Origin of the sequence: Pantoea sp. Sc1 (assembly GCF_000255315.1) — a bacterium.
Classification (GTDB): Bacteria; Pseudomonadota; Gammaproteobacteria; order Enterobacterales; family Enterobacteriaceae; genus Pantoea; species Pantoea anthophila.
Genome location: NZ_AJFP01000003.1, coordinates 129,546 through 154,296, shown reverse-complemented (window position 1 = coordinate 154,296; position 24,751 = coordinate 129,546). Strand labels below are relative to the sequence as shown.

The window sequence follows — 24,751 nt, the reverse complement described above, 5'->3', positions numbered from 1 at the left end:
TAATAAGTCTCAACTGCCATGCGAGTCCGCTTATGCTCTCCACCCTTATCTACCGCAGCCAGCTTGCGGGTTCTGTCTCGCCGGAGAAACTGCAGGCGCTGGTGGAGCGTGCCAGTGTTAAAAACGCCGCGGCCGAGGTCACCGGGATCCTGCTTTATGACGGGCAGCACTTTTTTCAGGTGCTGGAGGGGAGCGTTGAGAATGTCCACACGGTTTTTCAGCGAATCAGTCAGGACGATCGGCATTTTAATCTGATCGAGCTGATGCGTGACTACGCCCCGGCACGGCGATTTGGTCACGCCGGCATGGCCCTGTTTGATTTGCGAGACTATCAGAAGCATACCGTGGTGGAGGCTCTGCTTGGCCGGGTCACGCTTAATGAGGAGCGTATCCGGCATGATCGGGTCGTCAAATTCCTGCGTTCGTTTGTTGAAGGACGGGATAAAGAGACCTTTATTGAGATTGAACCAGCCAGTCAGTGGACACTGACCACTCCCTCCTCCTCCGCTGTACCGCTTTCCTGCCCGCCCGCCGCCGATCAGCGCTGTGCGTTTGCGCTGCAGCCGATTGTGGATGCCACAAATCGCCAGATTGTTTCCTGTGAAGCCCTGATCCGCGGTCAGCATGGCGCTTCACCCGCCGACTATTTTTCTCAGCTACCGGAAAGCCAGCGTTATCAGGCCGATCTTCACTCCAAGACCTATGCTTTCCGGCTGGCCGGACAGCTTGGCCTGGGCGATCAGACCCTCTCCGTTAACCTGTTGCCTATGTCACTGGTGATGATCGAGGGGGCGGTCGATCATCTTCTTCAGCAAATCCGGCTGCAGGGATTGCGACCGGAGCAGGTCGTGGTAGAAGTCACTGAAGATGAGGTCATCTCACGCTTTGACGCCTTTCAGTCCGCAGTGCGCCAGCTGAAAGCGGCCGGCATCAGCCTGGCGCTCGACGATTTTGGCGCCGGTTTTGCTGGCCTGTCTCTGTTAGCCGATTTTCAGCCCGACAAAGTTAAAATCGATCGCAAGCTGATCACTGATATTCACCGCAGCGGCCCGCGTCAGGCGATTGTGCTGGCCATCCTGAAATGCTGTCAGGCGCTGGAAATCACGGTCATCGCAGAAGGCGTTGAAAAAATTGAAGAGTGGCTCTGGCTTGAAGGTGCCGGGGTTCGCTATTACCAGGGTTTTCTGTTTGCGCGCCCTGCCCTCAACGCCCTGCCTGCCGTCAGCTGGCCCTCACGACGCCCGGCGTAATTCCGCCTGACTTCCGCTTGCACGCTGCCGTTTTGCTCATAATTTGATGCGGCTCACACCGCTTCGCTGCAAAGAGCAAAAGCTGTGCCATGCTTGATCCATCTGACAGCCATCTGGCCAACAGATATTCATCAGATCCCTGGATAATCACCGAGTTGGGAGAATCACCATGAACGAAGATCGCATTGGCGGTAACTGGAAGCAGTTCAAAGGTAAGGTTAAGGAAAAATGGGGCGATCTCACGGATGACGATATGACCGTTGTGGAAGGGAAGCGCGATCAGCTGGTCGGTAAAATTCAGGAACGTTACGGCTACGAGAAAGATCGTGCCGAGCAGGAAGTGAAAGAGTGGGAAGATTCCAACAAGTATCACTGGTAATCCCCTTTTCCCGCCGGGCGTTTACGCGCCCGGTGCCTGCCCTTTTCTCTCACAGATGTTAACGACCCGCCCCGCCGTGCAACACCCGATACATTATGGAAATGATTGTTTCTTTATTCATCGCTGGCGCGCATACTACGCTGACTTCCCTGGTGATGGGAGCCCAAAACCTTACGGATACCAATCATGCCTCAACACTCTACCGACACGATATGTGCGCTTGTCGGTGTTCTTCCTGAAACGCTGAGACGCTGGCGCCGCGCCGGGTTGATTACGCCACCGGATGCTGGCGGTTATTCAGATAATCAGCTTACGCGTGCCCTCTATGTGCGGGATATGACGTCAGGCGGCCATACGCTTTTCGATATCCATGCAGCGCTTAACTGGCCCAGTGTTACGCTGCCCGGCGGCTGGGCCTGCCGGGAAGAGGATATGCTGCAGCTGCTCTCTCAGAGCTCAGACGAGGATATTCATCGCGAGTTGCGGATGATGAACATTGACTACTGTGGCGATGATTATGTGAACTGCTACCTGCGCCCGCTTAATCTCTGGCTGCGTACTGACGTCAGCGAAGGGGCAGCGCAGCGTCTTGAGCGTTTTCACACCGCCGTGGTGGGTCAGTGGGAACGCCTGGCGCAGGCCGCCAGACGACGCAGCACCATCCCGCTGTTCCTTGAAGCGGTCAGCGTGACGGATGAGACAGAGATCTGGATGGAAGCGATACGGCTCAACGGACAGGGATTCCGGGTTGAAGTGGCCGCCGAGGCGTCAGGCGTGCCTGCCGTGGCGAATCACCGCTTTGAGCACCATCTGATGTGGTGTGGCGACGGAATTACGCCATCCATGAAGGCAATTTTTCAGTCCAGTCTTGAGGCAGGCGATCCCGTCATGCTGACCGGAACAGACACCCGCGTGAAACTGCCTGAAAACACCCTCTCCGCCAGCGCCTGATTCCATGACTTCTTTTGCCTGCCCGCCATCAAAAAGGCGGAAACAGCCTTTGCCATTTCCGCCCTGCAGCTATCAGTGATGCTCAAGCGTACGCGGACCGCCGATGGCAATCGGAATGCGACGCGGTTTCTCGCTCTCCGGTATCTCCTGAATCAGATCGATACGGAGTAATCCCTCAGCCAGACTGGCTCCGGTGACCTTCATATGCTCCGGAATGGAAAAGTTCAGCTGGAAGTCGTGGCGCGCTATCCCGCGATGGATCCAGCCGCCGCTCTCTTCCCGGGCCTCGCCTGTCGATTCCTGCGACGCTTTTTCCCTGTGACCGGCGATGGAAAGACGCCCGCCACGTAACTCGATCTCCAGCTCATGCTCTTTCCAGCCAGGCGTGCTGACGGTCAGCGCATAGTGGTTATCCTCCACGCGCTGCAGATCATAAGCGGGAACTGAGGTGACCGGGCTGTCACCCGTCAGCTGACTGAACAATTTATCGATGCGGCTGAAGCGGTCTGAAAAAACGGAATCAGCCAGCGAAGGCAAAACTGAAAAGGGTTGTAGTGACATCGTGATAATCTCCTGAACAGGTTCATCCAAAAGTTCATCTGACCGGTTTCAGATTCCCGATCACCTTCAAAATAGGGATTAGCGCTACATTTTCAAGCCGGGAAATAGATTTTTTTCCGCTTCTCCGGATCCTGTTATCACCGGGAGTCAAATCAGGATAGCGGGCTGCCGCTATTTTTTATTCTGCGGTGCAAGAACGAAATGAGGATGACGGCCGGCCAGCAGCAGCAGCAACTCATATTCACCCTGACTCAATAACGCAGGATTGGCTGCAGCTTCTTTCGTCTGCCAGACGCGCAGACTGAGGTCGAAACGCTCTGCGGCGCTCTGCTGTGACAGCCCGGCGGCCAAACGAAGTTCACGCACATTACTCTGAACAGCCACAGGCGGCTGAGGGGGACGATTAACCAAAAAGGACTCCTTCAACATGATGAAACCGCAAAGGCGCAGCGCTTCGCCTGTATAAAGCGAAGCGACCCGGAAGTGGCCCTGCGAATTGACCTGAGAATAATTGACCATTTTAAATAAATGTCAAATTCCGGATTCTGCATTCCGGCAGGATTTCTTTGTAAACGAAACGCGTAATTCTGCCCCGCCGGCGACTTTTCTATTTTTTTAGAGTGCCTTATTGCGCCAGCCAGGAATAGTCCTGATATTTGACTTAAGCGCGATTCAGGGATTAATCCGCTACCTCAATGCCTCACTCTTCATCACGATAGCTGTTTAGCCTGAGGATGCTGCTCAGCGGGCACCATCAAAAATACGAGGAGGATAATAAATGAAAAATCCTATCCAGCGTCGCTCACCCGACGATCTGTCACGTGTAGAGATCCGTGAACAGTGGCAAATCACCTACTGGACCCAGGAGCTGAAGACGACTCAGGAGAGGCTGACGCGTGCGATTCGCGAACAGGGATCGCTGACCGAACAGGTGCGTGCGTGGCTGGAGCAAAACCCGCCACCCCGGCGTCCGTTACAGTCCCGCAACGGCATCAAACGTTAACCTGATTACTGCCTGACGTGCTGCGTCAGTGGCAGCCCGGCGGCGGATTGGCCTGCCTCAGCCATCACAATGGCGACAGGTTATCTCTGCCGGAGTAACCCGGTTTTCTGCTTTTACCAGTCATATTAACAGGTTATCTTTCTCACCCGTCTCTTCTCAGCGACGCGGTTCCGCAGCCTGTCGCGGCTGCAGGGTTCAGACTGACTTAGCAAAACCATTCACGCTCCTGAATGCATATTGTTCTGCTGCCCTGAAATAAATATTAAAAAGTCTGAAATCACGCGTTTTCTGAAAATGACAACAACATGTAAATATTAACGCCTCTCTTCGATTAAATTTTCGAATCGTAAACACGCTTTTAATGCGTTAAAGAAAATATTCAGAGACAGCTGCCGCAGAGTCACCTATCATTCAGCGGAAAATAAAAAATACGCTATATTTACTGCCGCCTGATCGACATTTCAAACCGGACAGTTTTCTTTTTCGCTCCGTAATCAACCGGTGCGGGGTATACACACATGCTTAAGAATTTAAACGGCGATGATGAACGCAGAAGCCGTGCTATACAGGCGTTGCGCAGTCCTGATGAAAGTCGCGATGACGTCCTGCGGAAATTTGTCCGTCTGGCGAGTCAGGCACTGGGCATTCCGGGCAGCTTTATCTCTGTTCTGGATGATGAGTATCAGACCGTACAGGCCTCGCACACATTCAATCTTCAGCGCTCCACGCGTGAGGATTCACTCTGTCGCCACGTGGTCGACAGTAACACGCCTATGGTCGTGCCCGACACCTGGCACGACCCGCGTTTTGTCAGGCATCCCCTGATCACCGGCGCACCCTTTATTCGCTTCTATGCCGGCGTGCCGCTGAAAACGCGCGATAACATTATTCTGGGTACGCTGTGTGTGACCGACACCGAGCCGCATGTGTTCACCTCTGACCAGGTCATCACGCTGACCCTGCTCTCCACGCTGGTCATGTCTTTTCTGGAAGCCTGGCATGCGGCCGGGTTTGTCGATCCCGTAACCGGACTGCCTAACCGCCAGCGTCTGATCCGGGATTTGCAGTATCTGGCCGTGGCGGGCGACATCACACCCCGCCGCCTGGTCCTGATTGATTGCATTGATATGTCACGAGCCTATGAACTGGCCCGCACGATGGGAATGGGTCCGGTTGAAAGCCTGCTGAAAGATATGGCCACCCTGCTGCCACTGCGGCTGCGTCCGGCGGTGGGCGAAATGCTCTATACCGTGGCCACCGGGCGGTTTGCCATCCTGACCCGGGCAGACAGCCGCCTGAGTGCCGCCTGGGTGGCCGGTCGTCTGGAGGGTATCAGTGCAGATGTGGATGATGGACTGTCGGTCGCGCTGACACCGCACACCGGCGAAGCGGGCTTTGTGGCCAGTCAACTGTCGGCACCTGAGGTATTACGTCGCGCCGTCAGTGCCCTGAACGATGCGGTCGGACTGGGGCTGCCCTCGCAGCGCTATGACGCCGAGGCGCAGACGCAGCATGCTGACGATTTACTGCTGATGAACGATCTTAAAGCTGCGCTGCGCGACAACGTCGGGCTCTATATGGTTTACCAGCCGAAAATCTGCCTGCAGAGTGGCAGACCGGTGGGGCTGGAAGCGCTGATCCGCTGGCAGCATCCTACCCGGGGTGAACTCTCGCCAGGTGCCTTTATCCCGCAGGCTGAACAGACCGAACTGCTCTCTATGCTGACCGCTTGGATTATCGATCAGGCGGTAGCGCGGCTGAGACGACTCAGGAATAGCTGCATCCAGCTGCCGTTAACGATTAACGTCAACGTGAACGACTTCTCGCAGGAAGGCTTTGCTTCAGCACTGGAAAGCAAGCTGGTCAGGGCTAAGCTCCCCACCTCACTGCTGGGCATTGAGTGTCTGGAAACTGAACGTATCCTTGAAAGCCCTGATGCCCTGCGCGGGCTGGAGAGACTCAGAGAGTGTGGATTTACGATTTCGCTGGATGATTTTGGCTCCGGCTACAGCAATATCAGTTATCTGCGCCGGATGCCGCTGGATGTTATCAAGCTGGATCGCTCCCTGATCAGCGAGCTCTCTTCCGATACTGCCTCACGCATCATAGCCCGCAGCATCATCGCCATGCTGAAAGAGCTGGACTACACCGTGCTGGCTGAGGGGGTCGAGTGTCCCGATGCGGTGACCTCGCTGACAGAGTATGGTTGTGACCAGGCACAGGGTTACTTCTATTCCAGACCGCTGAACGAAGAAGCACTGGATCACTGGCTCAACTGGAAGCTGCGCGGAGAGCCCTGCTGAGTGACCGTCTGCACGTACCGGAGCTGTGATCCGGAACGTCACCCGACAGCCGCTGCGCTTAGTGCTGCCTGCCCGTGTGCACGCCGTGCTACAGTCAGTAAGGAAAGATGAAACATTTTTTAAACAGTGTTAGCGTGTGCGCTATATTCACCTAAAGCGGAGCTGCACATGCTGACTACCATTATATACCGCAGCCATATTTCCGATGATTTTCCGGTCAGAACCCTGCCTGAGATGGTCGATCACGCCAGCGAAATCAACACTGCGCACGACGTAACAGGCATCCTGTTATTCAACGGCACACACTTTTTTCAGTTGCTTGAGGGGCCGGAAGCGGGCGTTCAGGCAGTCTATCAGCGCATCTGTGCCGATCGCCGGCATCATAATGTCGTGGAGCTGATGCGCGACTACGCACCTTCCCGCCGGTTTGGTAATGCGGGTATGTCGCTGTTTGACCTGCGTGAACATGACCGCTCGTCGCTGCTCCAGGCGGTGCTGGACAAAGGGACCTCGAAATATCAACTGACCTATGATGATCGGGCACTGCAATTCCTGCGGACCTTTGTTGAGTCACGCGAGAAAGAGAATTATTACGAAGTCCTTCCGCCCGGTTACTGGGAATTCATTTCAGAGCATAACGAGGTGCCGGATTCCCGCCCTGAAACAGAAGGCGTCAGTTTCCGCCCGGTCGTCGATCCGCTGGCTCGCAAGGTTACCGCGATTGAAGCCACTATTGTCAGAGCGGCGCCCTCCGATGCAGCCTCAGACGCCCAGCTTCACGCTGACGATCTGGAGACCCTGAAAAAGACATTCGCCCATGCGGGTCAGGTCTGCCCTGACGGCATGACGCTCTACGTCAGCCTGCTGCCGATGACGCTGGTGGTGATCCCCGATGCCGTCACGCAGATTGTGGCCGCCATTCAGCAGGCGGGACTGGTGCCGGAGCAGGTGGTCATCGGCGTGAGCGAAACGGCAGTTATCTCGCAGCTGGCCGCCTTCTCTGAAGCGGTTCGTGCGTTGAAAGCTGCCGGGATCAGCCTCTCTATCGACAATTTTGGAGACGGCTCCGCCGGGCTTTCGCTGCTGACCCACATTCAGCCGGACCGTATTCGTATCGACGCCGGGATCACCCGCGACGTTCACCGCAGCGGCCCCAAACAGGCGGTGGTTCAGGCAATTATCAAATGCTGTTCTGCACTGGAAATCACCGTAATCGCAGCCGGTATCGTCCAGGCCGAGGAGTGGATGTGGCTGGAGGCGGCTGGTGTGATCAACTTCCAGGGCACCCTGTTTGCTGCCGCTGGCCGCTACCAGGCTGAATCGGTCGCCTGGCCGGAATACCGGGAGGCGATGTAACGCAACCTGCCTGAACAGCAACAGAGCGGCTGGCGCGCCGGCCGTTTTGTTGCTTCACTCCTGACAATCCTCACGCAGTTCACTGATTCACTTCCCTGCCCCGTCTCCTGCCCCTGACCTGCTGTATGAGCTTTTACAGCTTCCCGTTTTGACAGCATATTTCTGACCAGTCAGGCACAGGAATGAGGGATAACCACTATAGCGAGTAATGTTACTTCCCTGCTGCCTGCGGAAAGGCAATTTGTTGCATATTTGCACACCGGCAAAGGCGTAATGTGCCAGATATCCACTATAGCGAGTGAATCGCTGCTCAGCTCAGCATCAGTAACCACTGTAGCGAGTAATGGTGCCAGTGAGTGTTGCCACTCAGGCGGTTCAGCGACGGGAAACAGGCGAGCAACCACTATAGCGAGAAGACTTCTCAGACAGGAGGCGTGTTTGCTGTTGCAGGAATGCGGGCGACACTCTTTTCGTGAAATCACTCGCTCTGAGAGCCATTTTGGGTGCATCGGGCCTGTCATGCAGGTCAGTTCTGTGGCGGTCAGTCTTAAGAGAACCACTATAGCAAGTGATGACTGAGGCAGAGCATCGTCTTGGTATTTTTCTTGAGGTCTTATCTGACAGGGGATATAACAATAGTAAGCGCTCACATACAAGGTAAGCCGCTAAAAGGGGTGGTCGGGCAGAAACAGTAACAACCACTATAGTGAGTAAACCTCACCTGCCTGTTTCCGTTTGGCAACCACTGTAGCGAGTGTGTTTACCCCTTAAAACGCTATTATCTGATCATTAACTCACCGCTTTAGCGATAAAACAACCTGATAACCACTGTAACGAGTAGCTCACAGAAGAGGAAGAGCATGAGAATGGCCCGATTAGCTTCGAAAACAGAAAGGGTAACCACTATAGCGAGTAAGTGAAGCGCGCGCTGCGCGATAAATACCTGCCCTGCCCCGCTTCTTCTGAGGCAGGAAGACGTTCAGCCGGATAACCACTGTAGCGAGTAAAGCAGAGAAATCTCTGTGTCAGCCGTACTCATCATCACTTTTAACAGAAGAGCAACCACTGTAGCGAGTTAACACTGGCTGCGTCGGTTAAAAACGACACAAGGCAGATTAGGTGGAGGCCACAGCGATTGAGCGGGATCTTTGAGCGGGCAGCGGGTGGATAACCACTGTAGAGAGTAACGTAACTCGCTACAGTGGTTGGGTCAGGCCTTCCTGACATCCCTACTCTCAGGCCGCGAGCGGAAAGGGCTATCACAGGGAACGAGGCGTGCTAACGTCTGAAAGTTATTGCTTTTTTTGCTTCCTGATTTTGTTCAGCAGCTCTTTCTCCTCACGTGACACCATCACCAGCTCGCTGCTCTCCTCTTCCATCACGGCTTCAGGCTGGCCCACATCAATAACAGTCGGATCGTTATAGAGATCGTCGAACTCATCCATTTCGTCATCGATCAGACCAGACTTGCTGAGCGGCAGCTCGGCCGGGCGCAGCTTGGGGTGACGGTAATGGACCCAGAAGTAAACCGATGAGCCGCGCCGGGTTTCCGTGTAGTCAAGGTATCCAATCTCTTTCAGCTGCTCCATGGCCTTTCTGACGGTGGCGTTCTGGGTGATCACACGCGAAGTGAGGTTAAGTCTGGCACGCAGCCGGGCCATGGATATCGGCGCCGGTTTAGGCGGAAGACTCTCAATGAAGGTGTAGAGCGCCTGGGCCGACTCTTTACGTGCCAGCTCATTGATGGCTTTCAGCTGCAGCAGGACTTTCCTGTCGAACTGGTAGAGCTCAAAGATTTTGGGATCGGCCTGTAAGGTGACCGTGTCCTTTTTGATGCTGTATTTGGCAGACTGCACCAGATGCGTGGTGTAGTTCTCGCCACCCTTGCTGGTAAATGTCAGCGTATTGGAGGCAATACGGGTCAGGGAAGCATCCAGACGGCTTCTGAGCTTCGAGGAGAGACGCACAGAGGGTATGCCACACAGTTTGGCGAATTCAACGAAAGAGAGCGTTACCGTGTCTCCCAGACACTCATGCGTGGCGAAGGCACGGATGATCCCCACCCAGGTTTTGAAATCGTTATCCATATCCAGGCGGGCACCCAGAATCTTGATGTTGTCATACCCTTCCGAGCGGACCAGGGATAACTGTTTAAGATCCTGTGTCACATCCATGGCATTCATCTGGTTTTTCTGACTGCGCGCCGTGGATTTCAGCGTCGGAACAAACAAGCCAAGTCGCATCAGCGCGACCGGCTGAACGGTGTTGTTGCTGTTAGGCGTGAGAGTAACAACCTCGCCAGTGCGTTTGTCTGTTTCGCTAAATGCATCCGCTATGTTCAGGATATCGGGTTCTTTTCTTGGCATTAGGCAGATCCGTGTTATGAACAGGCAACAGCCGCTGTTACTCGATACAGTGGATACTATCACTCACTATAGCGGTTAATCTACTTACCGCAGTGGTTATTTCTCTCACCACAGTGGTTATCTTACTCGCTACAGTGGTTGCTGACAGGGCCTTAAGCCAGCGCTGTCGGGGCCTGGCGTGCTGCAGGGATCTTTCAGGAACTATTAATGATCTTATGAGGATCGGTTACTGGATCGAATCGGTGGATAAAGGTGTAAAAACGGGTGGTTAAACGTTCATTTTCAGAAAATCAGACCAGCCGACCAGACCCATATCTTCAGAGCCAGCCTGAAAGCAGGCTGTAGCTGATAGCACTGCCGTTTATCCACCGTTATCAGGGCCATCTGCTCGCTACAGTGGTTGTTCACTACTCACCAGCGCGGTTACTTCTCTCGCCATAGTGGTTGTTATACTCTCCGCAGTGGTTGTTTTTCTCGCTATAGTGGTTATTGATCCCCTCTCAGGCCTTGTGTCACAAGGGTCTGGCCGCTGCGGGGATCTGTTTAGGATCTCAATTTGATCTATTGAGGATCGACCAATTGGATCTGGCCTGTGGATAACGGGGATAAAAAGACCCAAACCAGACGCTATTCCCGTCTCAAATGAAACTGCTTTTCTGCCGTGATTCGGCGTTAAGCCGTTTCAGCAAACATGACCAGATCCAAAGCCTGATACAGGAGGGTTTAAACAGACTCACCGAAAAACAAAAATTATCGTCAGCGGGGTTTCCAGGTGAGTAGTGCGCTTAAGTTGTCGATCAGCCATCAACTTTTTCTGAAGAGAAAAAACGTAAACTCACCCTGAAGAAATCTTACCTAAGCAATTGATTTATATATTTTTATCTGGATTTTTTCATGATGAAAACACCGTGCATTATTGCGATATTCAACTGACATACAGTGAAAAACTTTTGCCGGTAAAGGGAAATTACACACCAGTAAAGTAAGAGCCAGAATGCGAGAGCAGAATGATAGCCATAAGAAGAGAAGTTCAGGCTTAACAGAAAAGAATCCGATTCAGAGCGCAGTAGTCAATTCGGGTCTGGATAAAAAGGCGGGAATTTATCTGCATATCATCTGCTATTGAATACATTCAGCTAAGAAAATGAAGTGTGGGATCTCATAGAGGACGGTTTTAACCGCCCTGATCCTTATCCCGCCTTCCGGTTAAACTCTCCCCTTTTTCATCCGGCCAGAGCCAGAGCCGTTTCGCGGTAAGAATGCAAATTACGGCCTGGCATCTTAACCAGACGCTCGCGGTCGCCCTCCGGAGGGATCATGCCGTCGCTGACGTAACAGTTCGGCCATAATGCGCATTTCATATGCCATCCACTCAGGTATGAAATTCGCCATACTGGCCTCAAAGCCTCCCGGATCATCGCCCCCATAAGCAATGGGGCGACCCAGCACCTCAGTCCAGATCGCAGCCACATCAGCGCCGGTGAGGATGTCGGTCCCGACTATATTGATTGTCTCAACAGACAACTTCCCCGATGCCCGATCGCGACGAATCAGTTCAATGGCAGCTATTTCAGCAATATCACAGGCTTCAACCATAGCCACACATTTGGAACCGATGGGCATCGGATAAACGTTATGCTTTCTGACCATGTCTGCAATCATTGTCTCATTATCGATGAAGTAGGCCGGCCGCAGGATGGTGGCGCTGAAGCCCAGCGTTTCAGGCATCGCTCTGCGCCGAACTTTACAGCAAAGTGAGGCACGTTTACGGCCTTATCAGCATCAAACACCGACAGGTAAAACGACCCGGTCAATGCCGGCTTCCCGGGCTAAATTTAGCGTGATCAGGGCCTGAGTGAATTCATCCCCGGTGACAGCATTCAGAAGAAAAAGCGTGTCGACGCCAGAGAAGACTTTCCGCAGGGAATCGATATCGAGCAGATCGCCTTTAAAGACGTCCACGCCGGTTGCAAAGCCCGAAGGTAAAATGCTTCGTTGAATTCATCTGTAGCAGATATACGACGGGCTGGTTTATGCCATAAAAAAGAGAAAGGTTAAGACTGATGATCATCCCCGAAACCAGGCGCCTTATCGCATCGCATGCACTGTGCTTACAGCTTCTGCGCCTCTGGCAGTGACCTGGCTGACGCCGGACACAACGGCTCACAAAACGACGTCTTACTCCCCCGCCTTCTTGCTACTCTGTCAGGCTGGTTTAACTGAGAAAAAGATTTATATAAACGATTACGCCGCTGAATAGAGCTGTGAGAGTCGCCTTTCAGTAAGCGTGGTTCAGAATTCATTGCCGGTCTGAACAGCAGAATGAAAAAACACCCTGTCTGACCATGCGCAACTGCACTTTTCACCAGGCGATTTCACATTTTACTTATTGATAAATAATAACTATTTTACGATTTTCATGATGAAAACACCCTTCTCACAGCGTTGCCTGCATCAGAACGCCACATCATAAAGACGCTCAGAGCTGGCTGTATCTTACAGAAAACGCCCGCACCATCACCCTGCTCCCTTCAACACCCTGCCTGATTTCCCGACGATTTCTTATCGTCTGCAGTGAAAAATCCAGGTTTTTGGCATTTTTCTAAAAAATTGGCAGATATGCGCTTTTTGTGTAGTATGCCAAAAAACATTAAATCAGAGGGGCTTATGAAGCGTGATTATGGTGGAGTGCTGGAAATGGCCACGCGCGCCAATTCCATGTTACATGGACTGAGTAACCATATTGAGCAGCAGCGTCAGGAGTTTAACCAGACCGGTTTTTACCAGACCTTCTCACGTAATGCCGTTGCCAATATGCCTTTGCTGAGCAAGCACGCGGTCGTCGCGGCTATCGGGGATATGGAAGCTGCAGGCTACCAGTTTGGCAAAAAACAGACGGGCAGTACCTCGCAGTATGCACTGACCATTCAGAATGTCGTCGACATTTATCAGCACCGTAAAGTGCCGAAATATCGCGACCGCCACGACGGCCCCTTTGTCGTCTTTGTTGTCAGCCTCAAGGGTGGGGTCTCTAAAACGGTCAGCACCGTTACGCTCGCCCACGGTATGCGCGCGCACCCCTCCATGCTGCATAACGATCTGCGCATCCTGGTTATCGACCTGGACCCGCAGGCATCAAGCACCATGTTCCTGAGTCATACCAACAGCGTGGGTTCCGTTCTGGAAACGGCCGCTCAGGCGATGCTCAACGATCTCGATGCAGACCAGCTTCGCGAACAGTTCATCAAACCTACCGTCATGCCTGGCGTGGATGTTATCCCGGCGTCAATTGACGATGGCTTTGTGGCCAGCGACTGGGAAGAGCTGGTTGCCGAACACCTGCCGGGGGTAGCGCCATCCGAAGTATTGCGTCGTAACGTCATCGATCGTCTGGCAGGTGATTACGATTTTATCTTCCTGGACACCGGTCCGCATCTGGATTCCTTTATGCTAAACGCGATCGCAGCCAGTGATGTGCTGCTGACACCTACGCCACCGGCCCAGGTCGACTTCCACTCCACGATGAAGTATCTGACCCGCCTGCCGGAAATGCTGGAGCGTATAGAATCTGAAGGCGTTGAACCGCGACTGAAGGCAAATATCGGCTTCATGTCAAAAATGACCTCTAAACACGATCACCTGACTTCACAAAGCTATGCGCGGGAAGTCTTTACGAAATCGATGCTGGACTGCAGCTTACCGCGCCTGGATGGATTTGAACGCTGCGGTGAATCTTTTGACACAGTGATCAGCGCCAACCCCTCCTCGTATCCGGGCAGTGCCGATGCCCTGCGTAAAGCGAAATATGAAGCTGAGCAGTTCTCAAGGGCGGTATTTGATCGCATCGAATATATCAGGAGCACCCTGTGAGCAAACCTATACAGCGCATTGGCCGCAAATTTGGCGACTCCGCGATAGCAAGCATGATCGACAGCAGCAGCCAGTCGCGGACTTTTACGCTGAAATCAGGCGCGAAGGCGACCTTTGTGCGTCAGCTGATCCCGCATGACGATATCGAAACCCGGACCAGCGTCGACCCGGCCATTAACGGAAGGGACCAGAGCAGCCTGACACCGGAGTCGCTGCAGGAGATCACCCGGACCATTACCCTGCAGCAGTTTTTCCCGGCCATTGGTCGCGTGAACGGTGACAAAATTGAGATCATGGACGGTTCCCGCCGCCGCGCCGCCTGCATTCTGTCGGGTGCCAGTCTGGAAGTCCTGGTAACCGCCGATGCGCTGAGCCTCGCGGATGCGCGTCAGCTGGCCGCGGATATTCAGACAGCAAAAGAGCATAACCTGCGCGAGCTGGGACTGCGCTTTATGCTGATGAACGAGAACGGCATGAGCAAATCAGAGATTGCTAAAGCCGAAGGCATCTCTAACGCCAAAGTCTCCCGCGCGTTCCAGGCGGCTGCCGTACCTGCCGAATTTATCGGCCTCTTCCCGGTGGTGTCGGAACTGACATTGCAGGACTATCAGTTACTGCTCGACGTCTGGGAGGAAGCAAAGGCGGAGGCCGCAGACGTCACGGAACTGGTCAGCGGGATTGAGCAGCAGCTGGAGGCTGAGGGTTCACTGCTGAGCGCAAATGCAGATGAGAAAAAAAGTGCCATTCTCAATGCCTTTAAAAGCGCCCGTCGCCAGTTAAAAAAGCCCGCGCCAGTCAGCAAAACGGTGACGGAAAAACTGGCCACCTTTACCACGGCAAACACCTATGCGCGCCGTAAAACCAATGACGAGAAACGCACCGTACAGTATGAATTCAGTCGTCTGCCGAAAGAGATCGCTGAGCAGATAGACGCATCGATCCGGCAGATTCTCGCCACCATGAAGTAACCCTCCTCGCTTCAGCGAAAACGAAACCGGCTCAGGCCGGTTTTTTTATATCGCTTCTTTACCTCAATGACCTGCTCGCGGCTGTCAGCGAGGTATCACTCCAGCAGAAGAACACTTGAAGTCGGCATCGTTTCCCGCTATAGCTAAAACGGTTTAGCGTTCAGGTCTGATTAAAGGAGTATGTATGTCAGTTCGCGTGTGGTGCCTCGGCGATGCCGTGGTGGATTTACTTCCCGAAATGCCGGGTCGGTTAATGCAGTGTCCGGGCGGGGCGCCCGCCAATGTCGCAGTGGGCGTCGCGCGTCTGGGGGGAAACAGCGCGTTTATCGGCCGGGTTGGCGCGGATCCCTTTGGAGAGTTCATGCGGCAGACGCTGCAGGAAGAGCAGGTTGACACCGGGGCCATGATAAACGATCCCCGGCACCGCACCTCGACGGTGGTGGTCGGGCTGGATGAACAGGGCGAACGCTCCTTTACCTTTATGGTGCGGCCAAGCGCCGACCTGTTTCTTGAACCGGGCGACCTGCCTGCGTTCGGCCGCGGGGAGTGGCTGCACTGCTGTTCCATCGCCTTAGCGGCAGAGCCTTCGCGTACCACCACGCTGAAGGCGATGGAACAGATCCGGGCCGCAGGCGGGCATGTCAGTTTTGATTTGAATCTGCGCCATGACCTCTGGCCCGATCCGGCACTGCTGCAGGCGGTGGTGAGCGAGGCGCTCAGTCACGCCGACGTCGTTAAACTGTCAGATGAAGAGCTTGATTTTCTCTGTCCGGAGGGTGAAGCGGCCGGACGCATGCTGCAACTGGCGTCGCGTTATCAGATCAATTTGTTGCTGGTGACGCGGGGCAGGGAAGGGGTGCTGGCCTGTTATCAGGGCCGGGTTGCGCACTACAGCACCTCCCCTGTGGTCAGTGTCGATACGACGGGCGCAGGCGATGCCTTCGTGGCGGGGTTATTGTGGGAACTCGCAAAGTCGGGTCTGCCCGCGAATGAATCACAGCTGGCCCGCGCGCTGGCGAGTGCCCAGCGCTGCGGTGCACTCGCCACCACGGCTAAAGGTGCCATGACTGCACTCCCCTGGCTCCACCAGCTTCACGAACTGACGGAGTAATCCCTGCTTTTTACCCCTGTTTTGCGAACTATCTCACAATCACTAAACCGGTTTAGCTATTTTCATTGCGAAGGGAAATTACCCGTGGCTATGATTTGGCCTAAACCGGTTTAGCAAAAAGCCGGTGATGATAGCCTCCTCTCAGGGACATAAAAAAATGAAAAAAAGCACCATTGCAGTGACCCTTTCTACCCTGTTGCTTTCCTCTCCCGTCTGGGCCGATTCCAGCATGAGCAGTATCGAAGCCCGTCTGGCAGCCATGGAGCAGCGGCTTCAGGCGGCCGAGCAGCGGGCGGATGCCGCCGAAACCCGCGCACGGGCTGCTGAGAAGCAGGCTCAGCAGCTGGCGGCGGTTCAGCAGCAGAACCAGGCCTCTGCCGCTCAGGTCGAACAGCGCACTGCGAAGCTGGAGCAGCATTCAGCCGATGAAGGCGGCTTTGAATTTCACGGCTATGCCCGATCCGGCCTGCTGATGAACAGTTCAGCCGCGAAAACCCAGGGCGGTCCGACCGTAACCCCCGCCGGGGAGACCGGCGGTCACGTTGGTCGTCTGGGTAATGAACCGGACACCTACGTTGAGCTGAATCTGGAGCATAAGCAGACGCTGGCCAGCGGGGCCACAACCCGTTTTAAAGCGATGCTGGCCGACGGGCAGCGAACCTATAACGACTGGACGGCCGCCAGCAGCGACCTCAATCTGCGTCAGGCGTTTGTCGAACTGGGCCAGCTGCCTACTTTTACCGGCGCCTTCGACAACGCCACCGTCTGGGCCGGTAAGCGTTTTGACCGTGATAACTTTGATATCCACTGGATCGACTCCGATGTGGTGTTCCTTGCCGGAACCGGTGCCGGTATCTACGACATGAAATGGAGCGATCAGGCGCGCAGCAACCTCTCTCTCTATGGCCGTACTTTTGGCGACATTGAAAACAACGAAAACACCGCGCAGAACTACATCCTGTCACTGAACAACTTTGTCGGTCCGGTGCAGATGATGGTCAGCGGCCTGCGGGCAAAGGATAACGATGACCGCCGGGATATTGACGGTAACAAAGTCAAAAGCGATGCAGCCAATACCGGCGTCCACGCGCTGCTGGGCCTGCACAACGACAGCTTCTATGGGCTGACAGACGGTTCGTCGAAAACTGCACTGCTTTACGGTCACGGACTGGGGGCGGAGGTGAAATCCATTGGCTCTGACGGCGCACTGCTGCCGGAGGCCAGCACCTGGCGTCTGGCAAGTTACGGCATCACGCCGCTGGGCGGAGGCTGGCACATTGCGCCTGCTTTACTGGCGCAGCGCAGTGACGACCGTTACGTCAAAGGGGACAGCTACGACTGGGCGACGGTCAACCTGCGGCTGATCCAGGAAATCACGCAGAACTTTGAGATGCAGTATGAGGGCTCCTATCAGTACATGGATCTGCGTCCGCAGGGGTATAACAATCGCAACGCGGTCAGCGGCAGCTTCACCAAGCTCACCGTGGCGCCCACGCTGAAAGCCGGTGATGTCGGTGACTTCCTCAAGCGCCCGGAAATCCGGCTCTTTGCTACCTGGATGGACTGGGATCACCGGCTGGATAACTATGCCAGTGACGATGCCTTCGGCAGTAAAGGGTTTGATGCCGGTGGCGAATGGAACTTCGGCGTTCAGATGGAAACCTGGTTCTGACCGGCTGGCCCCGCATCCGGGGCCGGATAGTCACGCGGATAAAAACATAACAAGACAGAGGTATGTATGGACTATGTGAAGATTTCCCGGGCACTCCTGCCCCTGCTGGGTGGCAAAGCGAATATCGCCAGTGCCGCACACTGCGCTACCCGGCTGAGGCTGGTGCTGGCCGATGATGCGCTGGCGGACACCGCTGCCATTGGCCGGATTGAGGGGGTAAAGGGGTGCTTCCGCAATGCGGGACAGCTTCAGGTGATCTTTGGCACAGGCGTGGTGAACAAGGTGTATGCGGCGTTCATCGCCGAGGCGGGCATCAGCGAATCGAGCAAGTCGGAGGCGGCGGATATTGCGGCCCGTAAGCTCAACTCTTTCCAGCGAATCGCCCGTCTGTTGTCGAACATCTTTGTGCCGATCATTCCGGCCATTGTGGCGTCGGGGCTGCTGATGGGCCTGCTGGGGATGGTCAAAACCTACGGCTGGGTTAACCCGGAGAATGCGCTCTATATCATGCTCGATATGTGCAGCTCGGCGGCCTTTATTATCCTGCCGATCCTGATTGGCTTTACGGCGGCGCGCGAGTTTGGCGGTAACCCCTTTCTCGGCGCGACCCTCGGCGGCATCCTGACGCATCCGGCCCTGACTAACGCCTGGGGGGTCGCGTCGGGTTTCCACACCATGAACTTCTTTGGTTTTGAAGTGGCGATGATCGGCTATCAGGGGACGGTATTCCCGGTGCTGCTGGCAGTGTGGTTTATGAGCATGCTGGAAAAGCAGCTGCGCCGGGTTATTCCGGATGCCCTCGATCTGATCCTGACCCCGTTTCTGACGGTGATTCTGTCCGGCTTTATTGCGCTGCTGATCATCGGTCCGGCCGGCCGTATGCTGGGTGATGGCATCTCCTTTGTGCTCAGCACCCTGATCGCACACGCAGGCTGGCTGGCAGGCCTGGTGTTCGGCGGACTCTATTCCGTGATCGTTATTACCGGTGTGCATCACAGCTTTCACGCTATCGAGGCGGGGCTGCTGGGTAACCCCTCCATCGGGGTGAACTTCCTGCTGCCTGTCTGGGCGATGGCGAATGTCGCTCAGGGCGGTGCCTGCCTGGCGGTGTGGTTTAAAACCCGCGATGCAAAAATCAAAGCGATTTCGCTGCCCTCCGCGTTCTCTGCGCTGCTGGGGATCACGGAAGCCGCGATCTTTGGTATTAACCTGCGGTTTATGAAACCTTTCATTGCCGGCCTGGTCGGGGGCGCGCTGGGGGGAGCCTGGGTGGTTTCGGTGCACGTCTACATGACCGCCGTCGGCCTGACCGGTCTGCCGGGCATGGCCATCGTGCAGGCCGGATCGCTGCTGAACTATATTATCGGTATCGCCATCGCCTTCATTTCGGCGTTTGTGATCTCTTACCTGCTCAAATATAAAACGGACGCGGAATAATGAGCGCATCAACACGTCTGGCCGCCATCCTGCAGGCGGTCATGCAGGGTATGCCCGCGGCGCTCAGCGACCGCCACTATCCCGGCTGGCATCTGGCACCGGTGACCGGGCTGCTCAACGATCCTAACGGCTTTATCCATTTTGACGGACACTATCATCTCTTTTACCAGTGGAACCCGCTGGGGTGTGCACATCAGCATAAGTGCTGGGGTCACTGGCGCTCAGCGGATCTGCTGCACTGGCAGCATCAGCCCATTGCCCTGATGCCTGATGAGGAGTATGACCGCAGCGGTTGCTACTCCGGCAGCGCAGTGGAGGAGAACGGCGTGCTGACGCTGATCTACACCGGTAACGTCAAATTTGAGGATGGCTCGCGCACCGCGTGGCAATGCCTGGCGCAGCAGAACAGCGCAGGGGGATTCGACAAACTCGGCCCGGTCATTGCCGTGCCGGAGGGCTACACCGGCCACGTCCGCGATCCGAAAGTGTGGCGGCACGAAAACCACTGGTACATGGTTCTGGCGGCGCAGACCACGAAGCGGCAGGGCAGGGTGCTGTTACTGCGTTCTGACGATCTGCGCGCGTGGCACTCTCTCGGCGAAATAGCGGGCAGCGAGCGGGGGGGACTGGGTGCTGCGGGCTACATGTGGGAATGCCCGGATATGTTCACGCTGGGCGACAGCACCTATCTGATCTGCTGTCCGCAGGGCGTGGCGCCGGAAGAAAAACGCTACCTGAACAGCCACGCCTGCGCCTGGCTGAGCGGCTCTCTGGATTATGAGCGGGCTGAATACACCCACGGCCCGCTGAATGAAATGGATGCCGGGTTTGAATTCTATGCGCCGCAGACCACGCTTACTGCGGACGGACGGCGTCTGCTGGTGGGCTGGATGGGTACGCCGGATGGCGAAGAGATGGCCCAGCCGACGGTCGCGCATCGCTGGATCCACCAGATGACCTGCCTGCGTGAACTGAGCTCACGCAACGGGCGGCTCTGTCAGCAGCCGGTTGCTGAACTGCAGGCGCTGCGCGAAGCGGAGCAGCACTATCAGGGTCGCGCTGATGACATGCCACCGATCGCCGCCGCGCGACTGGAGCTGATGCTGGAGAGTCAGGGAGATATCGAACTCAATTTTGCCGATACGCTGATCCTGTCGTGGCAGCAGGATGAACTGCGGCTTGCCCGTCGCAGTCTGGTGTCGGGCGAGTGGATCTTCCGCTACTGGACAGGGGCAGCCTGCCGGTTGCAGATCCTCTGCGACCACTCCAGCGTGGAGATTTTCATCAATGAGGGGGAGGGCGTGATGAGCAGCCGCTATTTTCCGGACACGCCGGCGAAGCTCACCCTGCGCGGAGGCGCAGAACTGACGGCCCGCTACTGGTCGTTGCGTCGCTGCATGGTAGAATAACGGCCTGTTCCATCAACCGTGTCCTGCCGTGAGAAAAACCAAACGCGTTACCATCAGTGACATTGCCGGGCTGGCTGGCGTTTCAAAAGCCACTGCCAGCCTGGTGCTTAACGGCCGTGGCGAAGAGTTACGGGTGGCAAAGGAGACGCGTGAGCGGGTTCTGACGCTGGCCCGTGAACACCATTATCAGCCCAGCATCCATGCCCGGATGCTGCATGATGCCCGCAGCCACACGCTGGGGCTGGTGGTGCCGGAGATCACTAACCATGGTTTCGCGGCCTTTTCGCATGCGCTGGAAAACCTCTGCCGGGCAGCCGGTCTCCAGCTGCTGATCTCCTGTACCGATGAAAATGGTGCTCAGGAGAGGGTGGTCGTGAATAACCTGGTTGCCCGTCAGGTCGATGGGCTGATTGTCGCCTCCAGCATGCTGGATGACAGTGACTATGTCAGCCTCAGCGAACAGTTACCGGTACTGCTGTTTGATCGCCACATGAACAACACCGCGCTTCCCTGGGTGATCACCGACTCGGTCACCCCTACCGCCGATCTCGTTGAAAAACTGGCGCGCGCCTGTCCGGAAGAGATCTACTTCCTTGGCGGACAGTCTGCGCTGTCGCCCACTCAGGATCGTCTGTCGGGATTCCGGCAGGGGCTGGCACGCGCGGGGGTGACCCTGCAGCCGGAGTGGATTATTCAGGGTAACTACCATCCCGGCAGCGGCTATGAGATGTTTTCGGCCTTGTGTGACCGGCTGGGACGTCCTCCTAAAGCGATGTTCACCGCCGCCTGTGGTCTGCTGGAAGGGGTGCTGCGCTACATGAGCGAGCATCACCTGCTGACCCGCGATATCCGCATCGCCAGTTTTGACGATCACTATCTGTATGATTCGCTCTCCATTCCGATCGATACGGTAGAGCAGAATGTCCCGGCGCTGGCGCAGGCCTGTTTCTCCATGCTGACCACCCTGATCCGGGGAGACGACCCCACCGAGAGCCAGCTGGTCTTGCCGGCCACACTGCGGCTGCGCGGTTAACGGATGCGGGTCAGATCCAGCGCCTGAGTTCGCTGTTCTCTGCATCACTGAAGCATACAACGTCATTTAGCCCCCCCCGCCAGATCATTTTCGCCGTATCGTTATAACGATACGGCGTCCTCTTAAGGTGCGTATTGTACTGTGCATTCACCCTGAGACTGCGGCACCGGATAAGGGTACAGCCGGTATCGGGTAATGCATAACGAGCCATCGCTCACACGTATTAAAAAAACCATCGCTTCAGCTCAGGTTGTCGGGGGACACAGCGCGCGAGAAAAAATATAATGGCAATCGATAATTCAAAGAAGATGATGCAAAAAAGTTAACGACGTTTAACCTCATTTACTTGCAAATATAAAATCATCATCTCTTTTAGCAACTTTGAATTTTTAATCATTATCTTCAGCATTTCAATACACGCAGATTGCCGTAAATCAGGCGAGTAAAACGCGCTGGTTACAGGCTTACAGGGGGTCATAATGAACTTAATCAGCATGCGATACTTTGTTGAGCTGGCTGAAAATTTAAATTTCACCAGGGCTGCACAAAATCTTTCAACCTCTCAGCAAAATCTCAGTGTACACATTAAAAAATTAGAGGATTATTATGATACGATTCTCTTCCACAGAAAACCGCAGATTAAACTCACTCAGGCTGGCAGCGCGCTGTATGATTCTGCGATAAAGATACTGATGGAGAGTGACAATATCTCATCGCGATTAAGCGATATTAAACATCATCACATTGGCACGTTATATATCGGGGCGACGCCCTACAGAGGAAGTTACTGGCTTCCTATGGTTCTGCCGGACTATATTAAAAAATGGCCCAACATTACGATAAACCTGACAAACGAAAAATCAGCCAGGATGGAACAGATGCTGATGTCCGGAGAGCTGGATTTTTTTGTCGGGATAAAACAAGGGGATGATCCCCTGTTAAAAACCATCCCATTGATGAACGACAGGCTCTATCTTGCCGTAAATAAAAATCTGCTGATTGAGCATTTTGGCAGTGACACGGATAATTTTATCGCAGGATGCCAGCAGGGCACGACGCTTGATAAATTCAAAGACTTTCCCTTTATCTGTTTTAAATCGGATTACCGGCTGCACAAAATTGTTAACGCATGCTTTGAGGAGGCGGGATTTGAACCGCGGAGAATATTTGAGGTTGACTCTATCGATGTTATGCTTGCCCTGTTTGAATTTGGTGTCTTTTTTCTGACTGAAATAAGAATACCCTCCTTACAGGAACGCTATCCGGAAGGTGTGTTTCTGCCCGTTCTTCTTCAGAATGACTATGTTTTCAGTCCGCTGAGCATTATTTACCACAAAAACCGCTATCTATCACGCTATGCGCGTGACTTCATCTCCCGGACAACGGCGCTATTTGGTACGCCCGGACCTTTTTCACGGCATCGCTGACGCAACCCGCGTGGTGATAAGCCTTCCAGTAACGGAGTTGACGGTTTTATTATGAACCAGACTCCGGAATTTCTGTGAGGTTAATTGCAAATCTCACCGTTTTAAGTTGACGGCTTAAGAGTAATTAACGAAGGCCTTATTGCAGGATAGTTAAATTAACTTTAAATAATGCATAAACAACATTTCTTTGTCGGAAATAAATAAAATATTGTTTCTGTTGGTGCGTATTAAAAAATAGAATGCCCGCAAGGTCATCATATTCACCCGGTTTCCGATAGGGTGAAGGTTCTTCTTTATTATCTGACAGGACTTTGTGAGGCAGGAAATGCGCGAAATCACCATTGAAAAGATAAAAGAGTTTTTCCCTCAGTTAGCAGCAGTCAAAAACAGAAGGCTTGCGGATGCTGCATGTGAAATCTGGGTTGAGGCATTTCGGAACAGTGCATGGGAGAACATTGAAGATGCACAGTTTGCGATCAGAGCACCAGATGTTTCTTTGGTTAAGCACACCGAGAATGTCACGGACAATGTCCTGCTTATTGCCCGGAATATCCAGAAAAAATTCGGGTATGAAGTTGACACCGATATTCTGATTGTTTCCGCTGTACTGCATGACGTATGCAAGCTGGAAGAGATGGAGATGGGGGCGGGTGGGCCGGGCACCAGTAAAAAAAGTCAAACGGGTAAGCTTTATCAGCATGGCTTTTTAAGTGGGTATTACACCCATAAATACCGACTTCCGGAAGCAGTTACGGCATTGGTCGTCGCGCATTCAGGACAATCCAAAGTTATCCCTCAGGGCATTGAGGGGATGATTTTATTCTATGCAGACATGATGGATGCTGATGTCCATTTTGTTCATGCCGGAACAGATATTTGTCTTACTGAAAAATAAAACGTCAGAAACAGATCATATTAATAAGGAGTCGCTCATGTCAGTGGGTAATCGCGTTTTCACCAGGAGAAAATTGCCGGATCCTGAACTGGTTAAAGCTTTCAGTAAAATTGCAGCCGCAAATGTGGCGGATTGCATGGGGAGATTATGCGGAATGAACCCGCAAATCAGACTGATGTCGAACCCCTCCGGCAGAATTATGTGCGGGGTTGCATTGACGGTCAAAGCCCGAGCGGGTGACAACATGATGCTCCATAAAGCGATGAATATTTCACAACCTGGCGATGTCATTGTGGTTTCCAATGAGGGGGAACGGAGCCGGGCTATCATGGGTGAAATCATGTTTAATTATTTACAGGGCTTCAAAAAAATAGAGGGGATTGTTATCGATGGCCCGGTCAGAGACATAGATATTCTCTCTCAGGGAACATTACCTCTCTATGCAACCGGAACCACCCCCTCGGGACCTTACAAAGAGGGCCCCGGAGAAGTTAATGTCCCGATTTCCTGTGGCGGTATCATGGTCAATCCTGGCGATATCATTCTGGGTGACAGGGATGGCGTCATCGTCATTCCGAAGGACGATGCTTACTCTGTTCTGGAAAAATCAAAAATATTATCTGAGAAAGATAAAGAAAAAGCCGTCAATTCCGCAGCCGGTACGGTTAATCGTCAATGGGTAGACGATTTAATGGAAAGAAAGAATGTAGAGATTATTGATAATCACTATGAGTAATAAAATAAAACCAGGAAGAACGAA

General features: G+C 54.1%; 20 protein-coding genes. 16 read left to right on the top strand and 4 right to left on the bottom strand.

The genetic code is table 11. The features are described 5' to 3' along the window. Positions 1 to 32 precede the first annotated feature (32 nt). The 3 genes from S7A_RS20335 to S7A_RS20325 all read left to right on the top strand — a co-directional run bounded on the left by S7A_RS20335 (position 33) and on the right by S7A_RS20325 (position 2,580). Complete coding sequence (locus S7A_RS20335) at positions 33 to 1,250, top strand: diguanylate phosphodiesterase (RefSeq protein WP_009093262.1); 1,218 nt, start codon at positions 33 to 35, stop codon at positions 1,248 to 1,250. A gap of 169 nt (positions 1,251 to 1,419) precedes the next feature. Then, positions 1,420 to 1,629, top strand: a complete 210-nt coding sequence (locus tag S7A_RS20330; RefSeq protein WP_009093260.1) for a CsbD family protein — start codon at positions 1,420 to 1,422, stop codon at positions 1,627 to 1,629. Between the two features lie 186 nt (positions 1,630 to 1,815). Continuing rightward, on the top strand, positions 1,816 to 2,580 hold the full coding sequence (locus S7A_RS20325) for a MerR family transcriptional regulator (protein ID WP_033736893.1): 765 nt from the start codon (positions 1,816 to 1,818) through the stop codon (positions 2,578 to 2,580). A gap of 72 nt (positions 2,581 to 2,652) precedes the next feature. Here S7A_RS20325 and S7A_RS20320 read toward each other — a convergent pair whose 3' ends face one another. After that, the gene (locus S7A_RS20320; RefSeq protein ID WP_009093258.1) at positions 2,653 to 3,141 is read right to left on the bottom strand and encodes an Hsp20 family protein; all 489 of its coding nucleotides are present in this window, start codon (positions 3,139 to 3,141) and stop codon (positions 2,653 to 2,655) included. 171 nt (positions 3,142 to 3,312) lie between these two features. Beyond that, entirely contained in the window at positions 3,313 to 3,552 is a 240-nt protein-coding gene (locus S7A_RS20315; RefSeq protein WP_009093257.1) for a hypothetical protein, read from the bottom strand. A gap of 367 nt (positions 3,553 to 3,919) precedes the next feature. Between S7A_RS20315 and S7A_RS20310 the strand changes: the two genes are divergently transcribed. From S7A_RS20310 to S7A_RS20300, 3 genes are all read left to right on the top strand, one after another. Then, entirely contained in the window at positions 3,920 to 4,144 is a 225-nt protein-coding gene (locus S7A_RS20310; protein WP_009093256.1) for a DUF3606 domain-containing protein, read from the top strand. Positions 4,145 to 4,662: 518 nt separating this feature from the next. After that, positions 4,663 to 6,447, top strand: coding sequence for an EAL domain-containing protein (locus S7A_RS20305; RefSeq protein WP_009093255.1), 1,785 nt, complete (start codon positions 4,663 to 4,665; stop codon positions 6,445 to 6,447). Between the two features lie 168 nt (positions 6,448 to 6,615). Beyond that, on the top strand, positions 6,616 to 7,803 hold the full coding sequence (locus S7A_RS20300) for a diguanylate phosphodiesterase (RefSeq protein WP_009093254.1): 1,188 nt from the start codon (positions 6,616 to 6,618) through the stop codon (positions 7,801 to 7,803). Between the two features lie 1,292 nt (positions 7,804 to 9,095). On the opposite strand, the gene S7A_RS20295 is transcribed toward S7A_RS20300, so the two are convergent. Further along, positions 9,096 to 10,169, bottom strand: coding sequence for a RepB family plasmid replication initiator protein (locus S7A_RS20295; protein ID WP_009093253.1), 1,074 nt, complete (start codon positions 10,167 to 10,169; stop codon positions 9,096 to 9,098). Positions 10,170 to 11,450: 1,281 nt separating this feature from the next. Next, positions 11,451 to 11,897, bottom strand: a complete 447-nt coding sequence (locus S7A_RS21705) for a hypothetical protein (RefSeq protein ID WP_237712335.1) — start codon at positions 11,895 to 11,897, stop codon at positions 11,451 to 11,453. A gap of 939 nt (positions 11,898 to 12,836) precedes the next feature. Between S7A_RS21705 and S7A_RS20285 the strand changes: the two genes are divergently transcribed. The 10 genes from S7A_RS20285 (at position 12,837) to S7A_RS20240 (ending at position 24,727) form a co-directional block, all read left to right on the top strand. Beyond that, entirely contained in the window at positions 12,837 to 14,039 is a 1,203-nt protein-coding gene (locus S7A_RS20285) for an AAA family ATPase (RefSeq protein WP_009093252.1), read from the top strand. Next, positions 14,036 to 15,007 (top strand): ParB family protein, encoded by a 972-nt coding sequence (locus tag S7A_RS20280; protein WP_009093251.1) that lies wholly within the window; start codon positions 14,036 to 14,038, stop codon positions 15,005 to 15,007. Before S7A_RS20285 ends, S7A_RS20280 begins: the two co-directional genes overlap by 4 nt. Before the next feature lie 184 nt (positions 15,008 to 15,191). Then, positions 15,192 to 16,118 (top strand): aminoimidazole riboside kinase, encoded by a 927-nt coding sequence (locus S7A_RS20275; RefSeq protein ID WP_009093250.1) that lies wholly within the window; start codon positions 15,192 to 15,194, stop codon positions 16,116 to 16,118. A gap of 157 nt (positions 16,119 to 16,275) precedes the next feature. After that, on the top strand, positions 16,276 to 17,790 hold the full coding sequence (locus S7A_RS20270; protein WP_009093249.1) for a carbohydrate porin: 1,515 nt from the start codon (positions 16,276 to 16,278) through the stop codon (positions 17,788 to 17,790). A 66-nt stretch (positions 17,791 to 17,856) separates the two neighbouring features. Further along, positions 17,857 to 19,227 (top strand): sucrose-specific PTS transporter subunit IIBC, encoded by a 1,371-nt coding sequence (locus S7A_RS20265; protein ID WP_009093248.1) that lies wholly within the window; start codon positions 17,857 to 17,859, stop codon positions 19,225 to 19,227. Further along, a complete protein-coding gene (locus S7A_RS20260; protein ID WP_009093247.1) occupies positions 19,227 to 20,636 on the top strand; it encodes a sucrose-6-phosphate hydrolase in 1,410 nt (469 codons plus the stop codon). Before S7A_RS20265 ends, S7A_RS20260 begins: the two co-directional genes overlap by 1 nt. Positions 20,637 to 20,664: 28 nt before the next feature. Continuing rightward, the gene (locus S7A_RS20255; RefSeq protein ID WP_009093246.1) at positions 20,665 to 21,669 is read left to right on the top strand and encodes a substrate-binding domain-containing protein; all 1,005 of its coding nucleotides are present in this window, start codon (positions 20,665 to 20,667) and stop codon (positions 21,667 to 21,669) included. A 479-nt stretch (positions 21,670 to 22,148) separates the two neighbouring features. Further along, entirely contained in the window at positions 22,149 to 23,096 is a 948-nt protein-coding gene (locus tag S7A_RS20250) for a LysR family transcriptional regulator (RefSeq protein ID WP_009093245.1), read from the top strand. Between the two features lie 325 nt (positions 23,097 to 23,421). Continuing rightward, entirely contained in the window at positions 23,422 to 23,991 is a 570-nt protein-coding gene (locus S7A_RS20245; protein ID WP_009093244.1) for an HD domain-containing protein, read from the top strand. A gap of 37 nt (positions 23,992 to 24,028) precedes the next feature. Beyond that, positions 24,029 to 24,727 carry an RraA family protein gene (locus S7A_RS20240; protein ID WP_009093243.1) on the top strand — a complete coding sequence of 233 codons (699 nt, stop codon included), beginning with the start codon at positions 24,029 to 24,031 and terminating at the stop codon, positions 24,725 to 24,727. Positions 24,728 to 24,751: the final 24 nt, after the last annotated feature.